Genomic DNA, 15,462 nt, shown 5'->3' with positions numbered 1-15,462 from the left:
ATGCAAAGCCTGCCGCTCTCCAACGTCCTGTCGCTCTCCAATGCGCAGATCGCGATCGAGGCGGCGGCGACCCTGGCCTTCGCCATCTCCGGCCTGATCGAGGCGGCACGCAAGCGCCTCGACGCGGTGGGCGTGGTCATGGTGGCCGGGCTCGCGGCCTTTGGCGGCGGCACCCTGCGCGACGTGCTGCTCGACCGCCGGCCCTTCTTCTGGGTCGAGCACGCCGGCTGGCTGTGGCTTTTGCTGGCCCTGTGCGTGGCGGCCATGCTGTTCTTGCGCGACCGCCATTTCGCGCTCACCGAACGCGCGATGCAATGGCCCGACGCACTGGGCCTGGGCCTCTTCACCGCCACCGGCACGCAGATCGCACTCGACGCCTCGATGCCGCCGATCGTCGCAGTGCTGATGGGCATGATGACCGCGGTGTTCGGCGGCGTGCTGCGCGACATCGTCTGCAACGAGATCCCGCGCGCCTTCAGCGACCACCAGCCGTACGCGATCTGCTCCTTCGCGGGCGCCTGGGTGATCGTCGGCGTCGACGCATTGCAGGCGCCCGACTGGGCCGGATTGACCGCCGGTGCGGCGGTCGCGATCTTGCTGCGCCTCGGCGCGCTGCACACCGGCTGGAAGCTGCCGGCCTGGAGATCGGGCGACTGAGCCCCGGCCGCGAGGCTCAGTCGAAGCCCCGCACCTCCGCCACCAGCGCCGCCAGCCGGGCCACGTCGGGCACCAGCAGCGCCTTGCCCTCCTTGGCCAGCAAACCATCGCGGCGCAATGCATTGAGCTCCCGCGTCACCTGCTCGCGATTGGTGCCGATGCGGCTGGCGAGTTCGGCGTGGGTCGGCACCGGCTCCAGCCGCGCCCGGTTGAAGTCGACGCCGGCCAGCCGCGCCAGCCGCAGCAGTTCGGCATGCACGCGGTTCTGCACGCCGAGCGTGCTGAGGTCGATGACCCGGTCCGACAACTGCCGCACCAGCGCCGCCAGCCCCCGCATGACGCGCTCGGCGACCACCGGCTCGTCGCGCAGCAGCGCGAGGAAGTCCTCGCGGTCCAGGCTGGCGACCACGCTGGGCTTGAGCGTGACGACGTCGGCCGATCGCGGCTGGCCGTCGATGGCCGAGATGTCGCCGAAATGCTCGCCCTCCTGCGGGTCGCGGAAAGTGACTTGCCGGCCGTTGGCCGCGTAAGAGGTCACCCGCAAGGCGCCCGAGACCAGGAAATAGACGTCGCTCTTGCGCTCCGAGCGCAACAGCACGGGCATGCCGGCCGGCAGGCTCCGCCATTGGCAGCACTGCGCGAGCCGGTCGAGCCGTTCGGCCGGGAGGCCCTGCAGCAGCGCGATCTGCTGCAGGCCGAGGCTGGAACGTTGGAGCGTCATGGCAGACCTCTGCGTACGTGTCGAACGGTTTGCAAAAAGCCGTGCGAAAACGCACAGCCCGCGAGGCCCCGGACCGGCACAGTCACGCCTGTGATGGCCGCGATGTCCGCGACCGCACATCCAAGCCCCTAGGGAGATTTCATCATGAATGCCAAGCAACTTCTCGGTGTCTCCGCCCTCGCCCTGGCTAGCGCCACCGCATTTGCCCAGACGGTGCCCGCCGAGCTGTGGGTCGGGGCGCCGATCGCCACGACGGCCAGTGCCGCCAGCCGCTCGGCCGTCGCAGCCGACTTTTCGGCGAGCCGGACGATGGCCAGCGCACCGCAGGAGTTGCGCGTGGGGCCGGCCGACACGGCACCGGGCGCGATGAGCCGGGCCGAGGTTGCTGCCGACACAAATCTCTGGATCAAGTCGGGTATGAGCCAGCTCGCCAACCGGGACAGCTTCGATCCGACGAGCCCGGCCTACCGCGCCCAGTTCGCAGCCTACGAACGCATGCGCAACGGCCCGGCGTTCGTGGCCGAGGTCCAGCGCCTGAAGGGATCGACCATCAAGCAGACCACGACCGCGCAGGTGGACACGGGCACGCCCGCGGAATGAGCCGCTGCCGCGCCGCAGGAGGCCTTCAGACGATGGAGGCCGCGGCGCGCCGCTCGCCGAGCCGCTTGGCGACGCGCGGCAGGATCATCACGGCCAGCACCACGATCACCAGCACGATCGACATCGGCCGCTGGAAGAACACCGCCGCACTGCCTTCGCCGATCGACATCGCATTGCGCAGTTGAGCCTCGGCCAGCGGCCCGAGGATCATGCCGACCACCACCGGCGCGGTCGGAAAGTCGAATCGCCGCATCACGACGCCGAGCACGCCGATGGCGTAGAGCAGCACCAGGTCGAACGCGCTCTGGCGCATGCCGTAGGCACCGACCGTGGCGAAGATCAGGATGCCCGCATAGAGCTGCGGCTTCGGGATCTTGAGCAGCTTCACCCACAGGCCCACCATCGGCAGGTTCAGCACCAGCAGCATCACGTTGCCGATGTAGAGCGAGGCGATCAGCGCCCACACCAGCGCGGCCGAGGTCGTGAACAGCTGCGGCCCGGGCTGGATGCCGTAGTTCTGGAAGGCACCGAGCAGGATGGCGGTGGTGTTCGAGGTCGGGATGCCCAGCGTCAGCAGCGGGATCAGTGCCGCGGTCACGGTGGCGTTGTTGGCGGCCTCGGGGCCGGCCACGCCTTCGATCGCGCCCTTGGTGCCGAACTCGGCCTTGGCATCCGAATCCTTGGCCAGCTTCTTTTCGGTGGCGTAGCTCAGGAAGGTCGGGATCTCGGTGCCGCCGGCCGGGATGCAGCCGAAGGGAGTGCCGATCGCGGTGCCGCGCAGCCAGGCCGGGATCGAGCGCTTCCAGTCGCGCGCCGTCATGTGGACCCGGCTCAGCTTGTTCTGGCCCTCGACCACACGGCCTTCGTAGAGCACGGCATAGAGCACCTCGGCCACCGCGAACAGGCCCACCGCCACCAGCACGATCTCGATGCCGTCGAGCAGTTCGGGAATGCCGCCGGTGTAGCGGCCCTGGCCCGAGATCTGGTCGAGACCGATGCAGCCGGCCGCGAGGCCGATGAACAGCGCCGTCATGCCGCGCAGCGTGCTCTTGCCGAGCACCGCGCTCACGGTGGTGAAGGCCAGCAGCATGAGCAGGAAATACTCGGGCGGGCCGAGCTTGACCGCGAACTCGGCGACGAAGGGCGCGAACAAGGTCACGACCACCGTGGCGATGGTGCCGGCGACGAAGGAGCCGATCGCCGCGGTCGCGAGCGCGGCACCCGCGCGCCCGCTCTTGGCCATCTTGTTGCCCTCCATCGCGGTCACCATGCTGGCGGTCTCGCCGGGCGTGTTGAGCAGGATCGAGGTGGTCGAGCCGCCGTACATGGCGCCGTAGTAGATGCCCGAGAAGAAGATCATCGAGGCCGTGACGTCGACCTTGCCGGTGATCGGCAGCAGCATCGCCACCGCCACCGCCGGGCCGATGCCGGGCAACACGCCGACCGCCGTGCCCAGGGCACAGCCGACCAGGCACCAGAGAAGGTTCGCGGGCGTGATCGCCAGCGCGAAACCGTGCATCAATGCGTTGAAGATTTCCATGTCAGATCCATCCGGTGCTGGTCAGGCCCGGCAGGTTGATCGCCAGGAACTTCGTGAACATCCAGAACACCGGCGCCGAGATCAAGAGGCCGGTCAGGATGTCGATGAACCAGGTGCGCGGCGAGTTGACGGCCGCCTGCCCGTTGGCGCGGCGCAGCCCCTGCACCGCGAGCAGATAGCACAGCGTGCAGCTCAGGATGAAGCCGATGCTGGTGATCAGCGCCGCGTTCAGCAGCAGCCCGGCCGATACCCAGACGAAGCCGGCCCAGTAGGGCTGGACCGCGCCCGAGGGCTCGTCCATCTCGCGGAAGCCGCCGGTGCGCGCTTCCCAGATGATCCAGGCGCCGCAGACGGTCAGCGCGATCGACACCAGCCAGGGCAGGAAGTTGGGCCCGACGCCGCCGTAGCCGGCCTCGGACGAGATGCTCAGTGCACCGAAGGCCAGCGCCAGCCCGGTGACGAGAACCCCGGCGCCGACCAGCGTCTGCGGCCACGACGCCGGGGGTGAATGAGGGAGTGAGTCGATGTTGGACATTATTCTGGGCCTCGCTGGGGGAGGAAAAAGGGCGCAGGCCGATCGACGGCCTGCGCCCGTTGCCGTGCGAATCAGGCGCTCACACCATGCCCGACTTGACCATGGTCGCGCGCAGGCTCGCGAACTCGTCGTCGACGAACTTGGCGAAGGCCTCGCCCGACAGCACGGCGGGGGTCCAGTCGTTCTTTTTCATGGCCTCGCCCCAGGTCGGCGTCTTGAGCGCCGCCAGCACCATGTCGGTCAGCGCCTTGCGCTGCTCGGGCGTGATGCCGGGCGCGCCGTAGACGCCGCGCCAGTTGCCGATCTCGACGTCGATGCCCTGCTCCTTCAGCGTCGGCACGTTGATGCCCGGCAGCCGCTGGGCCGAAGTCACGGCGATGGCGCGCATCTTGCCGGCATTGATGTATTCGGCGAATTCGCTGAAGCCGCTGCCGCCGACCGTGACGTTGCCGCCCAGGATCGCCGCCGTCGCCTCGCCGCCGCCCCGGAAGGCGACGTAGTTGATCTTCGACGGATCGACGCCGACCTTCTGCGCGATCATGGCCGCCGCGATGTGCTCGGTGGATCCGCGCGAGCCGCCGCCCCACTTGACGCTGCCCGGGTCCTTCTTGAGTTGCTCGACCACGTCCTTCATGGTCTTCAGGGGCGAACTCGCGGGCAGCACGAAGACGTTGTATTCGCTCGTGATGCGGGCGATCGGCGTCGCCTGCGACAGGCTCACGGGCGGCTTGCCGGTGATGATGCCGCCGAGCATCACGGCGCCCATGATCATCATCGCGTTCGGGTCGCCCTTGGAACCGTTGACGAACTGGGCCAGGCCCAGCGCGCCGGCAGCGCCGCCCTTGTTGTCATAGGTGACGGTGTCGGCCAGCTTGCCGTCGGTCAGCGCCTTGCCCAGCGCCCGCCCGGTCGTGTCCCAGCCGCCGCCGGGATTGGCGGGGATCATCATCTTGACGTTGGGTGCGGCCCAGGCCGACAACGGCAGGGCTCCGGTGGCGGCCAATGCGGCCAGGGACTTCAGAAAGGTATCGCGACGCATGCATGTCTCCTTGGATGTGGGCAGCCGGGTGGCAGCTGACGCCGCTATGATGCGCCGCCCCGCTGTCAGTTGGCTGTCCACTGCCTTGGGGTAAACACCGAAAATCGCGCCATGAAGCTGCTGCTAGTCGAAGACGACCCGTCGATGCAAACCACCCTGCAGCGCACGCTCGGGCGGCGCCAGATCGACGTCCGTATCTGCGGCGACGGCGCCCAGGCGCTGGCCCAGTGGCAAGCGCTCGAACCCGACGTGGTCGCGCTCGACCTGAGCCTGCCCGGCCTCGACGGCCTTCAGGTGCTGGCCCAGGCCCGGGCCGCGGGGCTGCGCACGCCGGTGCTCCTGCTGACCGCTCGCGGCACCGTCGGCGACCGCATCGTGGGACTGAATGCCGGTGCCGACGACTACCTGCCCAAGCCCTTCGACCTCGACGAACTCGAGGCCCGCATCCGGGCCCTGAAGCGGCGCCACCAGGGCGCGGGCGCCGATGCGGCGCCACGCCTGCCGGAGGTCGGCGGCCTGCGCTACGAGCCCGACAGCGGCGCCATCTACCATCGCGCCGAGGTGCTCGAGCTGACCCCGCGCGAGCTGGCCCTGCTGAAGGCCCTGATGGTCAAGCCCGGTCACGCGGTCAGCAAGGAGCGGCTGTTCGAACTGGTCTTCCCCGGCGAAGCCGACGTGCAGTACGAGGCCGTCGAGGTCGTGGTGTACCGGCTGCGCAAGAAGCTCGCGGCCACCGGCGCCACGCTGATGACGCTGCGCGGCCTGGGCTACCTGCTGCGCGAAGAGGCGTGATGCGGGCCGCCTCGCTGCGCGCCCGCCTGCTGCTCGGCATCCTGGCGCCGATCGCGCTGTTCATCGTCATCAACAGCGTGAGCCTCTACCGCCAGAGTCTCGCGGCCGCCACCACCGCCTACGACCGCACCCTGCTGGCCTCGGCCAAGACCATCGGCGAGCAGCTCGACGTCGAGGGCTACGACGAGGCGGCGCTGCTGCGCGCCATGGTCCCCTACTCGGCGCTGGAGGCCTTCGAGGCCGACAACCAGAGCCGCATGTACTACCGGGTCTCGGGGCTGGACGGCGAGATGGTGTCGGGCTTCGCCGAGCTGCCCTTCTGGCGCGGCAAGCTGCCGGACCGGCCGCCCTACGCGGCGCTGGTCGACTTCTACGATGCCGAGTTCCGCGACATGCCGGTGCGCGTGGCGGTGCTGCTGCAGCCGGTCGCCAGCGCCCGCGGCCGCGGCATGGCGGTGGTCCAGGTGGCCGAGACCCTGGAGCTGCGCGAGACCCTGGCGCGCAAGCTGCTGGTCGACACGCTCTGGCGCCAGCTCGTGCTGCTGGGCGTGATCGCCGCCGTCACCGTGATCGTGGTGCAGCGCGCGACGCGTCCGGTGCGCGCGCTCGGCGAAGCGATCCAGGCCCGCGCCGCCGACGACCTGTCGCCGATCGACGCCCCCGATGCGCCGCGCGAGCTGCGCCCGCTGATCGACGCCACGACCCAGGTCATGGGCCGCCTGCAGCGCCTGCTCGACCACCAGAAGCGCTTCGTGCGGGACAGCGCGCACCAGCTGCGCACGCCGCTCGCGGTGCTCAAGGCGCAGGTGCAGTCGGCCCGCCGCGGCGACGTGCCGCCCGGCCAGGCGCTGGGCGAGATCAGCGAGACCGTCGAGCGCGCGACCGCGCTCGCCAACCAGATGCTCTCGCTGGCCAAGGTCGAGCAGCTGCGCCAGCAGCCGGAGTCGGTCACGCTGGACCTCGCCGAGGCGGTGCGCGCCGTGGCGCTCGACCTGTCGCCGCTGGTGGCCGACAAGGAACTCGACTTCGAACTCTCCACGAGCCCGGCGCCCGTCTGGGTGCGCGCCCACCTCTGGATGCTCCAGGAGCTCACGCGCAACCTGCTGCACAACGCGATCAAGCACAGCCCGGTCGGCGCACCGTTGACGGTCAGCGTGCAGGCGGCCGGCGATGCGGCGCTGCTGCGGGTCAGCGACGCGGGCCCCGGCATCTCCGACGAACTGCGCCAGCGCCTGTTCGCGCCCTTCGCCGCCGGCGACGTGGGCAGCGGCTCCGGCCTGGGCCTGGCGATCTGCCGGGAGATCGTGCTGGCGCTGGGCGGAAGCATTGCGCTTCAGAACCGGGAATCCGGCGTACAGGCAGCCGGCCTCGACGCCGTCGTGCGAATCCCGCTGGCGCGCGACAATGGCTGACATGGACCGCATCCGCATCGACAAATGGCTCTGGGCCGCGCGCTTCTTCAAGACGCGCTCGCTGGCCGCCGACGAGATCGGCAAGAACCGCGTGCAGGTCAATGGCGACATCGCCAAGGCCTCGCGCGAGGTCAAGGTGGGCGACACCGTGACGATGCGGCTCGGCAGCCTGTCGCGCGTGGTGTCGGTGCGCGGCATCAGCGGCCAGCGCGGCCCGGCCCCGGTCGCCCAGCAGCTCTACGAGGAGACCGCCGAAAGCCTCGCGGCCCAGGCGGCGGCCCGCGAACAGCGCCGGCTCGGCAGCGAACCGGCGCTGTCCATCGAGCAGGGCCGGCCGACCAAGCGCGACCGGCGCGAACTCGACGGCGCCCGGCGCGGCGCCGATTGGGACAACCGCTGGAGCGCATCCCTTTCACCCGACGACGACGAATGAAGGAACCCCCGACCATGGCCAGCTTTTCGAAGTACCGCGTCGGCAGCAAGTTCAGGCTGGACCGCATCGATCCCGCCGCCACGCCTTTTCTCGAAGGCGGCGAGGACTCGCAGCGCGAAGAACTCGACACGCTGGCCATCGAACTCGACAAGCTGCAGAACCTGCTGCATGCCGAGGGCCGGCGCAAGCTGCTGCTGGTGCTGCAGGGCCTGGACACCAGCGGCAAGGACGGCACCATCCGCTGGGTGTTCTCGCGCACTTCGCCCTTGGGCGTGAAGGTCACGGCCTTCAAGGCCCCGACCGAGGAAGAGCGGGCCCGCGACTTCCTGTGGCGCTGCCATGCCGTGGTGCCGCGCGCCGGCGAGATCACCGTCTGGAACCGCAGCCACTACGAAGACGTGCTGGTGCCGGTGGTCGAAGGCTTCATAGACAAGGAGCAGACCCGGCGGCGCTATGCGCGCATCAACGACTTCGAACGGCTTCTCACCGAAACCGGCACCGTGATCGTGAAGTGCATGCTCCACATCAGCAAGAACGAGCAGCGGGTGCGCCTGCAGGCCCGGATCGACGAGGCCGACAAGCACTGGAAGTTCTCGCTCGCCGATCTCGAGGTCCGCAAGAAGTGGGACGCCTACCAGGCCGCCTACGAGAAGGCGCTGGTCGCGACCTCGACCGAGGACGCGCCCTGGCACGTGATCCCGGCTGACAGCAAGCGGCATCGCAACCTGATGGTCGCCCGCTTGCTGGTGAAGACGCTCAAGGGCATGAAGCTGCGGGTGCCCGACGCCGACCCGGCACTGAGCGGCCTGATCGTCGAATAGCGGGCTGCGGCTCCCGGCTGCGGCGTCAGAACCGCGGCACCACCCCGTACGCGATGATCGCCAGGAAGCCCACGATGCCGACCATCATGAGCGCCGGGCCCCACTTGCGTTCACGCCATGCGAAGCCGACGGTCATGATGGCGGCAAAGATCACGGCGACGGCGGAGGCGAGTTCGAGGGTGAGTTCGGGCATGGCGGGATGTTACCCGGCAGGTGGTTCGAGCACTCAGCGCGCACCGCGCGCAGCCGCGTCGCGGCGCACGATCTCCGCCACCATGGCGCTGAACTGCCGCGTGATGACCATCCTCACGAACACGGCGCCGAGCACCGGCGGCACCGGGAACTCGGGCGTCAGGCTGCCCGTATAGGACAGCCGCACCAGGCCCGAGGGCAAGGGCTCGACCGCGTAGCGCCCTTCCATGCTGCGGAGGTTGCCGCTGACGGCACGCGCAACGATGCGCCGCGGCGGCGTCTCGACCACCTCCAGCCGCGCATCGACCGGTTGCCGGAAGATCAGGAAGACCACCTCCCCGGCCATGTCGACCTGCAGCCGGTCGCCTTCGCGCTTCACCACCTTCGAACGGCTCATGAAGGGGATGAATTCGGCCAGATGGTCGTAGTCGGAAATCACATCCCACACCGTGTGCGAATCGACCTGCAACTCCGCCGATGCCGTGACGGTGATCAGCTCGCCGCGATGCGCAGCAGTGATGTCGACCTGCTGGGCCATCGCCTCGCGGCCCGCGCCCGGCCAGCCGGCCAGCAGCAGCGCCATGGCCACCAGGGTCGCGAAGGTCCGGCCTGCCATGGGCGTCAATCCGCAAGCTCGCCCGGCCGCGCGACGCGCAAGGCGCGGATCGCGAAGCGCAGGCTCAACCGGTCCTGCACCTGCACCGCGCCGCCGAGGATCGAAAAGGGCACGATGCCGAAACTCGACTGGTCGAACTCGAAGCTGCCGCCGACCTCCAGCGTGTCGCCGCCAGCCTTCACCAACGCCGGCACCGCGAAGCTCCGGGTCAGGCCGCGCAGCGTGAGCTCCACATCCAGGCGCACGCCGGGCGCCGCGGCGGTTGCGCTGGCGACGCGGATCAGCGCGTAGGGAAAGCGCTGCACATCGAGCACCTTGTCGAGCAGGTTGGCGCGCGTCGCGGCGATGTCGGATGCGCTCGGCCGGGTGTCCAGGCCGGCCTCGTCGCGCAGCGCCGGTTCGTCGACCGCGAGTTCCGCCAGCGGCGCGCGAAGATCGGCGCGGCCCGCATCCGGCGCGATCCATCCCTGCACCGCATGGCTGGCCACCACGTGGTCGTGGCCCAGGCGCGCGAGCGAACCGCCGCGCCGCACCGTGATCACGACCAGCGACTGCGCGCCGGCCACGCGATAGACCGGACGCCCCTGCGCCGCAAGCGTCTCGTAGAACTGTCGCATCGAAGCCTCGGTCGCCGGGGCCGTGGCGGCGATCGGCGCCGGCGCCGGCTCGCGGCCGGGCTGCGCGCAGCCGGCCAGCAGCAGTGCGAGCAGCACCGCCACTTGCCGCTGGCGCAGCCTGGCAGTCATCGCTCGGCCTTGCGCAGACGGACGCGGAACTTGATCACCACATCGGGGCCGATCACGTCGGTCGCCGCCCATTCGCCGGTGCCGATACGAAACGGCGCCCGCTTGACCACGAACTCGCCGACCATCGTCGCGCCCTCGCCGGCCGGGGTCCATTCGAAAGGCACCTCGACCGGCTGCTGCACGCCCTTCAGCGTCAAGGTGCCGCGCGCCACGAAGCGTTGAGCGGCCCGCGCGATCTCGGTGGCGCGGAACTCCGCCTGCGGGTACCTGGCGACGTCGAACCACTCGGCCCCGGCGATCGCCTTGTTGATGTCGGCACTGGCCATGTCCGCACCGGCCACCCGGATGAACACATCGAGCCGGCCGTCGGCGGGCGACTGCGGGTCGAAGCGGGCACGGACGTCGAAGTCCTTGAACACACCCGGCGCCGGCACGGTCTCGAACCTGGCGATGAACTCCAGGCGGCTGGCCGAGGGATCCATGCGCCAGTCGGTCGCGTGGACGACCCCGAAAGCGGCCGAGGCAAGCAGCACGAGGACACGGGCCGGCCATTTCATTTCGGCAGCCTCCTTGCCGGCAGCATGCGGATCAGCACCTCGTCCCTCTGGATGAAGTGGTGGCGCAGTGCCGCCCCGATGTGCACCAGCAGGAGCGCCGCCAGCAGCAGGCCCAGCCAGAGATGCACGAGCGACGCGACATCGGCGATGTGCTTGTCGACCGGCGCGATCGAAGGCAGCGCGATGCGCCGGAAGACCCGGAACGGCACGCCCGAGGCGGAGCTGACGACCCAGCCGGTGATCGGCATGCCGAGCATGGCGACGTAGAGCAGCACGTGGCTGGTGCGAGCCGCGGCCCGCTCCCAGCCCGGCATGCCGGCCGGAAGCGGCGGCGCGCGGGTGGCCAGCCGCCATGCGAGCCGCAGGACGACGAGCCCCAGCACCACCATGCCGACCGACTTGTGCCAGACGAAGAGCTCGAGCTTGGTCGGCGACAACCGCCAGGTCGCGGCCAGCCAGCCGAGCGCGAACTGCGTGAAGATCAGCAGCGCAACCAGCCAGTGCAGGAACTTCGAGACGCCGTTCCATGCCGGTTCAATGTTCGATGCACGCATCCGGATCGCGCTGTGGCGCCCTCCTGGCTCCCCACCCGACACCCTGGGCGGTGCCTGGCCGGACCGGCATCGGCCCGGGGTTCGCAAGGCGATTATGGAGGCGCTCCCAAAGAAAAAGCCCCGGCGCTGAGTCAGCGTCGGGGCTTTTCGGGATCGTCTTGGACGATGTCTGGCGGAACCGGAGGGATTCGAACCCTCGATGAGGCTCTACACCCCATACTCCCTTAGCAGGGGAGCACCTTCGGCCACTCGGTCACAGTTCCTGAGCCGTCGATTATGCCACGTTCAGCTCTCGGGTTGGTCCAGATCGAAGGCTTTGTGCAACGCCCGGACCGCGAGCTCCATGTATTTCTCGTCGATCACGACCGAGGTCTTGATCTCGCTGGTCGAGATCATCTGGATGTTGATGCCCTCTTCGCTCAGCACGCGGAACATCTTGCTCGCCACGCCGACGTGGCTGCGCATGCCGATGCCGACGATGCTGACCTTGCAGATCTTGGTGTCGCCGACGATGTCGGCCGCGCCCAGCGTCGGCAGCACCTTGGCCTTGAGCAGATCGACCGCGCGGGCGTAGTCGTTGCGGTGCACCGTGAAGCTGAAGTCGGTGCGGCCGTCCTTGCTCAGGTTCTGGATGATGACGTCGACCTCGATGTTGGCGTCGGCCACCGCACCGAGGATGTGGTACGCGATACCCGGCTTGTCGGGCACGCCGAGCACCGAGATCTTGGCCTCGTCGCGGTTGAAGGCAATGCCGGATACGACGGCTTTTTCCATGTTTTCGTCTTCCTCGAAAGTGATGAGGGTGCCGGACTTGGCTTCTTCCTCGATGTCGATGTCCCAGGGCGTGAAGCTGGACAGCACGCGCAGCGGCACCTTGTACTTGCCGGCGAATTCGACCGAGCGGATCTGCAGCACCTTGGAGCCCAGGCTCGCCATCTCGAGCATCTCCTCGAAGCTCACGGTCTTCAGCCGGCGGGCGTCGGGCTCGACGCGCGGGTCGGTGGTGTAGACGCCGTCGACGTCGGTGAAGGTCAGGCACTCATGGGCCTTCAGCGCCGCCGCGATCGCCACCGCCGAGGTGTCGCTGCCGCCGCGACCGAGGGTGGTGATGTTGCCGCCCTCGTCCACGCCCTGGAAGCCGGTGATGACCACCACGCGGCCGGCGTCGAGGTCGGCACGCACGCGCGCGTCGTCGATGCTCTCGATGCGCGCCTTGGTGTAGGCACTGTCGGTCTTGACCTGGACCTGCCAGCCCGCGTAGCTCACCGCCTGCAGGCCCTCGGCCTGCAGCGCGATCGCCAGCAGGGCGGACGAAGCCTGTTCGCCGGTGGAGGCCAGCATGTCGAGTTCGCGGTTGTGGTCGGCGCCGGGGCTGGCGGGCGCCAGTTCCTTGGCCAGGCCAAGCAGGCGATTGGTCTCGCCGCTCATGGCGCTCGGGACCACGACCATCTGATGGCCGGCGCGCGCCCACTTGGCAACGCGTTTGGCGACATTCCGGATGCGCTCGGTAGAGCCCATCGACGTGCCGCCGTATTTATGAACGATCAATGCCATCGGTGAAAAGTCAAAGAGAAAGAGTCGGATGCCCGAAGGGCCGGCCGAATTCAGCGCTTGGGCTGCGGGCTACGACAAGGGCGAAGCATTGTACCAACGCAGCACCGGGCCCTCGCGCTCGACCCTTCCGGCCGCGATCTTGAGGCGGATATGGTGGCCGCGCGTGCCGCAGGCCGCGATCTGGTTCAGCAGTTCCTGCAACTGGGCCTCGCTCGGCACCGCTGCGTGGTCGCGCTTGAGCCAGTGGCGCAAGGCGTTCGCGAGCCGCTCCGGCGACAGCGCGCGCAGGACCGCCAGCGCCGGCGGCGAGCCGGCTGCCGCAAGATCCGCCGCGGCGACCTCGGCCAAGAGGGCCGAGGCCCGGGCCGCATTGCGCGCCGAGCGGGCGAAGGTCTCACGGAACTGCGGCAGCGCCAGCCCGAGCGCCGGCAGCACCTGCCCGCGGATGCGGTTGCGGGTGTAGCGCAGTTCGGCATTGGTCGGATCGTCGACATGGGCCACGCCAGCCGCGGCCAGCCAGGCGCGCAGCGCCTCGGCATGCACTTCCAGCAGCGGGCGATGGAAGCTCACGCCGTGGCGCGCGATCTGGCGCGGCATCCCGGCCAGGCCGTCGAGTCCGGCACCGCGGCTGAGCGCGATCAGCATGGTCTCGACCTGATCGTCGGCGTGCTGCGCCAGCGCCACGTGCCGCAGGCCCTGGGCCAACGCCAGCGTCGCCAGGGTGGCGTAACGGGCCCGGCGGGCGGCATCCTCGGGACTCTCGCCGGCCGCATGACGGGCATCGACACGGCCCGAATGCAAGGGGACGCCGAGCGCTGCGCAGGCAGCGACGCAGTGGGCTTCGAAGCCATCGGCCGCCTGCTGCAGCCCGTGGTGCACGTGCAGCGCGTGCACCCGCCCCGGCCAGCGGGCAGCGGCCGCATGCAGCAGCGCGGTCGAGTCGGCGCCGCCGCTGTAGGCGATGGCCAGCGGCAACGGAGCCTCCGCCCAGGACGCAAGGGCCTGGGCCGCCGGATTTTCCATGCTTCCGGCGCTCCGCGCCCTACTTGCTGCTGTCGGCCTTGGTATCGGCGAAGCGGCCGTAGCTCTGCAGCCGCTCGTAGCGGCGGTTCAGCAGGTCCTTGACCGACATGTCGCCCACCTGGCGGAAGGAATCGTTGAGCGCCCGCTTGAGGAAGGCGGCCATCTGGCGATGGTCGCGGTGGGCGCCGCCGACCGGTTCGTTGACGATCTTGTCGACCAGGCCCAGCGCCTTGAGGCGGTGCGCCGTGATGCCCAGCGCGTCGGCCGCTTCCTGCGCCCGATCGCTGGTCTTCCAGAGGATCGAGGCGCAGCCTTCGGGGCTGATCACCGAGTAGATCGAGTACTGCAGCATCACCAGCTGGTCACCGACCGAGATCGCCAGCGCGCCGCCGGAGCCGCCCTCGCCGATGATCGTGACGATGATCGGCACCTCGAGCTGCGCCATCTCGAAGATGTTGCGGCCGATGGCCTCGGACTGGCCGCGCTCCTCGGCGTCGATGCCCGGGTAGGCACCGGGCGTGTCGACGAAGGTGAAGACCGGCAGCTTGAACTTCTCGGCTGTCTTCATGAGCCGCAGCGCCTTGCGGTAGCCCTCGGGCTTGCTCATGCCGAAGTTGCGCGCGGTGCGCTCCTTGGTGTCGCGGCCCTTCTGGTGGCCCAGCACCATGCAGGGCGTGCCGTTGAAGCGGGCCAGGCCGCCGACGATCGAGAGGTCGTCCGAGAAATGCCGGTCGCCGTGGAGTTCGACGAAATCGGTGAAGATCTCGTTCACGTAGTCGAGCGTGTACGGGCGCTCCGGATGCCGGGCGATCTTGGTGATCTGCCAGGGCGTCAGGTCGCTGTAGATATCCTTGGTGAGCTGCAGGCTCTTCTTGCCCAGCTGATCGATTTCTTCAGAGATGTCGACCGCCGATTCGGTCTGGACATAACGCAGTTCTTCGATCTTGCTTTCGAGCTCGGCCACGGGCTGCTCGAAGTCGAGAAAGGTTCGTTTCGCCAACGTCTTCTCCTGTTATTCAATATGCGACCGGTAGCGGGTCGAGCGATCGCCAAATATACCAAGTCGCGACACTGCAATACGGCGCCCAGGCGGCTGCGACCTCGCGGGCGTCGCTGCGGCTGACCGGATCGCCGGAAAAATAGTTCTGGCTGATGCCGGTGATCAGCCCCGGGTCGTCGAGCGGCAGCACGTTGGGCCGCATCAGGTGAAAAATCAGGAACATCTCGGCGGTCCAGCGTGAGATTCCGCGGATCGCGACCAGTTCCGCGATGATCATCTCGTCGGACATGCCGTCCCAGGCGTTGACGTGCACCGCGCCCGAGTCGAAGTGGATCGCCAGGTCGACCAGGTACTCGACCTTGCGCACCGACAGGCCGGCGGCACGCATGTCGTCGACCTTGAGCTTCAGCACGCTGGCCGGCGTCAGCTTGCGCGGCAGTTCGAGGAAGCGGCTCCAGACGGTCTGGGCCGCCTTGACCGACACCTGCTGGCCGACGATGCTGCGCGCCAGAGTCGTGAAGGCGTCGCCGCGCGACTCCAGGCGAACGTCGCCGAAGCGCGGAATGAGCCGCTTCATGACGCGGTCTTTGCGCGCCAGGTGCCTGCAGGCCTCCTCCCAGTAGTCGGGCGTGAAGACCTGGACGATCGGCTCCCTGGCAGCGGCCATGGT

19 protein-coding genes and 1 tRNA gene are annotated in these 15,462 nt (G+C 69.0%); 6 read left to right on the top strand and 14 right to left on the bottom strand.

The window, feature by feature from the left end:
• Complete coding sequence (locus QTI45_RS04235; RefSeq protein WP_286653589.1) at positions 1-657, top strand: trimeric intracellular cation channel family protein; 657 nt, start codon at positions 1-3, stop codon at positions 655-657.
• 16 nt (positions 658-673) lie between these two features.
• On the opposite strand, the gene QTI45_RS04230 is transcribed toward QTI45_RS04235, so the two are convergent.
• Positions 674-1,378 carry a Crp/Fnr family transcriptional regulator gene (locus QTI45_RS04230; RefSeq protein WP_286653588.1) on the bottom strand — a complete coding sequence of 235 codons (705 nt, stop codon included), beginning with the start codon at positions 1,376-1,378 and terminating at the stop codon, positions 674-676.
• 144 nt (positions 1,379-1,522) lie between these two features.
• Here QTI45_RS04230 and QTI45_RS04225 point away from each other — a divergent pair, with 144 nt between their 5' ends.
• Positions 1,523-1,978 (top strand): hypothetical protein, encoded by a 456-nt coding sequence (locus QTI45_RS04225; RefSeq protein ID WP_286653587.1) that lies wholly within the window; start codon positions 1,523-1,525, stop codon positions 1,976-1,978.
• A gap of 25 nt (positions 1,979-2,003) precedes the next feature.
• Here QTI45_RS04225 and QTI45_RS04220 read toward each other — a convergent pair whose 3' ends face one another.
• The 3 genes from QTI45_RS04220 to QTI45_RS04210 all read right to left on the bottom strand — a co-directional run bounded on the left by QTI45_RS04220 (position 2,004) and on the right by QTI45_RS04210 (position 5,092).
• Positions 2,004-3,518 carry a tripartite tricarboxylate transporter permease gene (locus tag QTI45_RS04220; protein ID WP_286367501.1) on the bottom strand — a complete coding sequence of 505 codons (1,515 nt, stop codon included), beginning with the start codon at positions 3,516-3,518 and terminating at the stop codon, positions 2,004-2,006.
• A gap of 1 nt (position 3,519) precedes the next feature.
• A complete protein-coding gene (locus tag QTI45_RS04215) occupies positions 3,520-4,053 on the bottom strand; it encodes a tripartite tricarboxylate transporter TctB family protein (RefSeq protein WP_286653586.1) in 534 nt (177 codons plus the stop codon).
• A 79-nt stretch (positions 4,054-4,132) separates the two neighbouring features.
• Positions 4,133-5,092: a Bug family tripartite tricarboxylate transporter substrate binding protein gene (locus QTI45_RS04210; protein ID WP_286367499.1), complete on the bottom strand. Its 960-nt coding sequence runs from the start codon at positions 5,090-5,092 to the stop codon at positions 4,133-4,135.
• 111 nt (positions 5,093-5,203) lie between these two features.
• Between QTI45_RS04210 and QTI45_RS04205 the strand changes: the two genes are divergently transcribed.
• From QTI45_RS04205 to QTI45_RS04190, 4 genes are read left to right on the top strand one after another with little or no spacing between them, the layout of a single operon-like run.
• Positions 5,204-5,884, top strand: coding sequence for a response regulator transcription factor (locus QTI45_RS04205; protein WP_286367498.1), 681 nt, complete (start codon positions 5,204-5,206; stop codon positions 5,882-5,884).
• Complete coding sequence (locus tag QTI45_RS04200) at positions 5,881-7,296, top strand: sensor histidine kinase (protein ID WP_286653585.1); 1,416 nt, start codon at positions 5,881-5,883, stop codon at positions 7,294-7,296. Before QTI45_RS04205 ends, QTI45_RS04200 begins: the two co-directional genes overlap by 4 nt.
• A gap of 1 nt (position 7,297) precedes the next feature.
• Entirely contained in the window at positions 7,298-7,729 is a 432-nt protein-coding gene (locus QTI45_RS04195) for an RNA-binding S4 domain-containing protein (protein WP_286367702.1), read from the top strand.
• 14 nt (positions 7,730-7,743) lie between these two features.
• Positions 7,744-8,550 (top strand): PPK2 family polyphosphate kinase, encoded by an 807-nt coding sequence (locus tag QTI45_RS04190; protein ID WP_286653584.1) that lies wholly within the window; start codon positions 7,744-7,746, stop codon positions 8,548-8,550.
• 25 nt (positions 8,551-8,575) lie between these two features.
• Here the strand turns inward: QTI45_RS04190 and QTI45_RS04185 are convergent, their stop codons facing one another.
• From QTI45_RS04185 to QTI45_RS04140, 10 genes are all read right to left on the bottom strand, one after another.
• Complete coding sequence (locus QTI45_RS04185) at positions 8,576-8,743, bottom strand: hypothetical protein (protein WP_286367495.1); 168 nt, start codon at positions 8,741-8,743, stop codon at positions 8,576-8,578.
• Positions 8,744-8,776: 33 nt separating this feature from the next.
• The gene (locus QTI45_RS04180) at positions 8,777-9,358 is read right to left on the bottom strand and encodes an SRPBCC family protein (protein ID WP_286653583.1); all 582 of its coding nucleotides are present in this window, start codon (positions 9,356-9,358) and stop codon (positions 8,777-8,779) included.
• Positions 9,359-9,363: 5 nt separating this feature from the next.
• A complete protein-coding gene (locus QTI45_RS04175) occupies positions 9,364-10,104 on the bottom strand; it encodes a YceI family protein (RefSeq protein ID WP_286653582.1) in 741 nt (246 codons plus the stop codon).
• Complete coding sequence (locus QTI45_RS04170; RefSeq protein WP_286653581.1) at positions 10,101-10,661, bottom strand: YceI family protein; 561 nt, start codon at positions 10,659-10,661, stop codon at positions 10,101-10,103. Before QTI45_RS04170 ends, QTI45_RS04175 begins: the two co-directional genes overlap by 4 nt.
• Positions 10,658-11,215: a cytochrome b gene (locus QTI45_RS04165; protein ID WP_286653580.1), complete on the bottom strand. Its 558-nt coding sequence runs from the start codon at positions 11,213-11,215 to the stop codon at positions 10,658-10,660. Before QTI45_RS04165 ends, QTI45_RS04170 begins: the two co-directional genes overlap by 4 nt.
• 170 nt (positions 11,216-11,385) lie before the next feature.
• A tRNA-Ser gene (locus QTI45_RS04160) sits at positions 11,386-11,478 on the bottom strand.
• Between the two features lie 22 nt (positions 11,479-11,500).
• The gene (locus QTI45_RS04155) at positions 11,501-12,769 is read right to left on the bottom strand and encodes an aspartate kinase (RefSeq protein WP_286367490.1); all 1,269 of its coding nucleotides are present in this window, start codon (positions 12,767-12,769) and stop codon (positions 11,501-11,503) included.
• Positions 12,770-12,838: 69 nt separating this feature from the next.
• Positions 12,839-13,792: a tRNA lysidine(34) synthetase TilS gene (gene tilS, locus QTI45_RS04150; protein WP_286653579.1), complete on the bottom strand. Its 954-nt coding sequence runs from the start codon at positions 13,790-13,792 to the stop codon at positions 12,839-12,841.
• A gap of 19 nt (positions 13,793-13,811) precedes the next feature.
• A complete protein-coding gene (locus QTI45_RS04145) occupies positions 13,812-14,792 on the bottom strand; it encodes an acetyl-CoA carboxylase carboxyltransferase subunit alpha (RefSeq protein WP_286367488.1) in 981 nt (326 codons plus the stop codon).
• Between the two features lie 16 nt (positions 14,793-14,808).
• On the bottom strand, positions 14,809-15,459 hold the full coding sequence (locus tag QTI45_RS04140; protein WP_286653803.1) for a DNA-3-methyladenine glycosylase family protein: 651 nt from the start codon (positions 15,457-15,459) through the stop codon (positions 14,809-14,811).
• Between the last annotated feature and the right edge of the window lie 3 nt (positions 15,460-15,462).

This window comes from Variovorax saccharolyticus (genome assembly GCF_030316765.1).
GTDB classification, from domain to species: domain Bacteria; phylum Pseudomonadota; class Gammaproteobacteria; order Burkholderiales; family Burkholderiaceae_C; genus Variovorax; species Variovorax saccharolyticus.
Note: the sequence above shows the minus strand (reverse complement) of the source record. Positions and strands in the feature narration are given on the sequence as shown.

What these genes read in the sequence shown, in the direction of transcription:
- QTI45_RS04235 (WP_286653589.1), top strand. Translation starts at nt 1, where the DNA reads ATGCAAAGCCTGCCGCTCTCCAACGTCCTGTCGCTCTCCAATGCGCAG.
- QTI45_RS04230 (WP_286653588.1), bottom strand. Translation starts at nt 1,378, where the DNA reads ATGACGCTCCAACGTTCCAGCCTCGGCCTGCAGCAGATCGCGCTGCTG.
- QTI45_RS04225 (WP_286653587.1), top strand. Translation starts at nt 1,523, where the DNA reads ATGAATGCCAAGCAACTTCTCGGTGTCTCCGCCCTCGCCCTGGCTAGC.
- QTI45_RS04220 (WP_286367501.1), bottom strand. Translation starts at nt 3,518, where the DNA reads ATGGAAATCTTCAACGCATTGATGCACGGTTTCGCGCTGGCGATCACG.
- QTI45_RS04215 (WP_286653586.1), bottom strand. Translation starts at nt 4,053, where the DNA reads ATGTCCAACATCGACTCACTCCCTCATTCACCCCCGGCGTCGTGGCCG.
- QTI45_RS04210 (WP_286367499.1), bottom strand. Translation starts at nt 5,092, where the DNA reads ATGCGTCGCGATACCTTTCTGAAGTCCCTGGCCGCATTGGCCGCCACC.
- QTI45_RS04205 (WP_286367498.1), top strand. Translation starts at nt 5,204, where the DNA reads ATGAAGCTGCTGCTAGTCGAAGACGACCCGTCGATGCAAACCACCCTG.
- QTI45_RS04195 (WP_286367702.1), top strand. Translation starts at nt 7,298, where the DNA reads ATGGACCGCATCCGCATCGACAAATGGCTCTGGGCCGCGCGCTTCTTC.
- QTI45_RS04190 (WP_286653584.1), top strand. Translation starts at nt 7,744, where the DNA reads ATGGCCAGCTTTTCGAAGTACCGCGTCGGCAGCAAGTTCAGGCTGGAC.
- QTI45_RS04185 (WP_286367495.1), bottom strand. Translation starts at nt 8,743, where the DNA reads ATGCCCGAACTCACCCTCGAACTCGCCTCCGCCGTCGCCGTGATCTTT.
- QTI45_RS04180 (WP_286653583.1), bottom strand. Translation starts at nt 9,358, where the DNA reads ATGGCAGGCCGGACCTTCGCGACCCTGGTGGCCATGGCGCTGCTGCTG.
- QTI45_RS04175 (WP_286653582.1), bottom strand. Translation starts at nt 10,104, where the DNA reads ATGACTGCCAGGCTGCGCCAGCGGCAAGTGGCGGTGCTGCTCGCACTG.
- QTI45_RS04170 (WP_286653581.1), bottom strand. Translation starts at nt 10,661, where the DNA reads ATGAAATGGCCGGCCCGTGTCCTCGTGCTGCTTGCCTCGGCCGCTTTC.
- QTI45_RS04165 (WP_286653580.1), bottom strand. Translation starts at nt 11,215, where the DNA reads ATGCGTGCATCGAACATTGAACCGGCATGGAACGGCGTCTCGAAGTTC.
- QTI45_RS04155 (WP_286367490.1), bottom strand. Translation starts at nt 12,769, where the DNA reads ATGGCATTGATCGTTCATAAATACGGCGGCACGTCGATGGGCTCTACC.
- tilS (WP_286653579.1), bottom strand. Translation starts at nt 13,792, where the DNA reads ATGGAAAATCCGGCGGCCCAGGCCCTTGCGTCCTGGGCGGAGGCTCCG.
- QTI45_RS04140 (WP_286653803.1), bottom strand. Translation starts at nt 15,459, where the DNA reads ATGGCCGCTGCCAGGGAGCCGATCGTCCAGGTCTTCACGCCCGACTAC.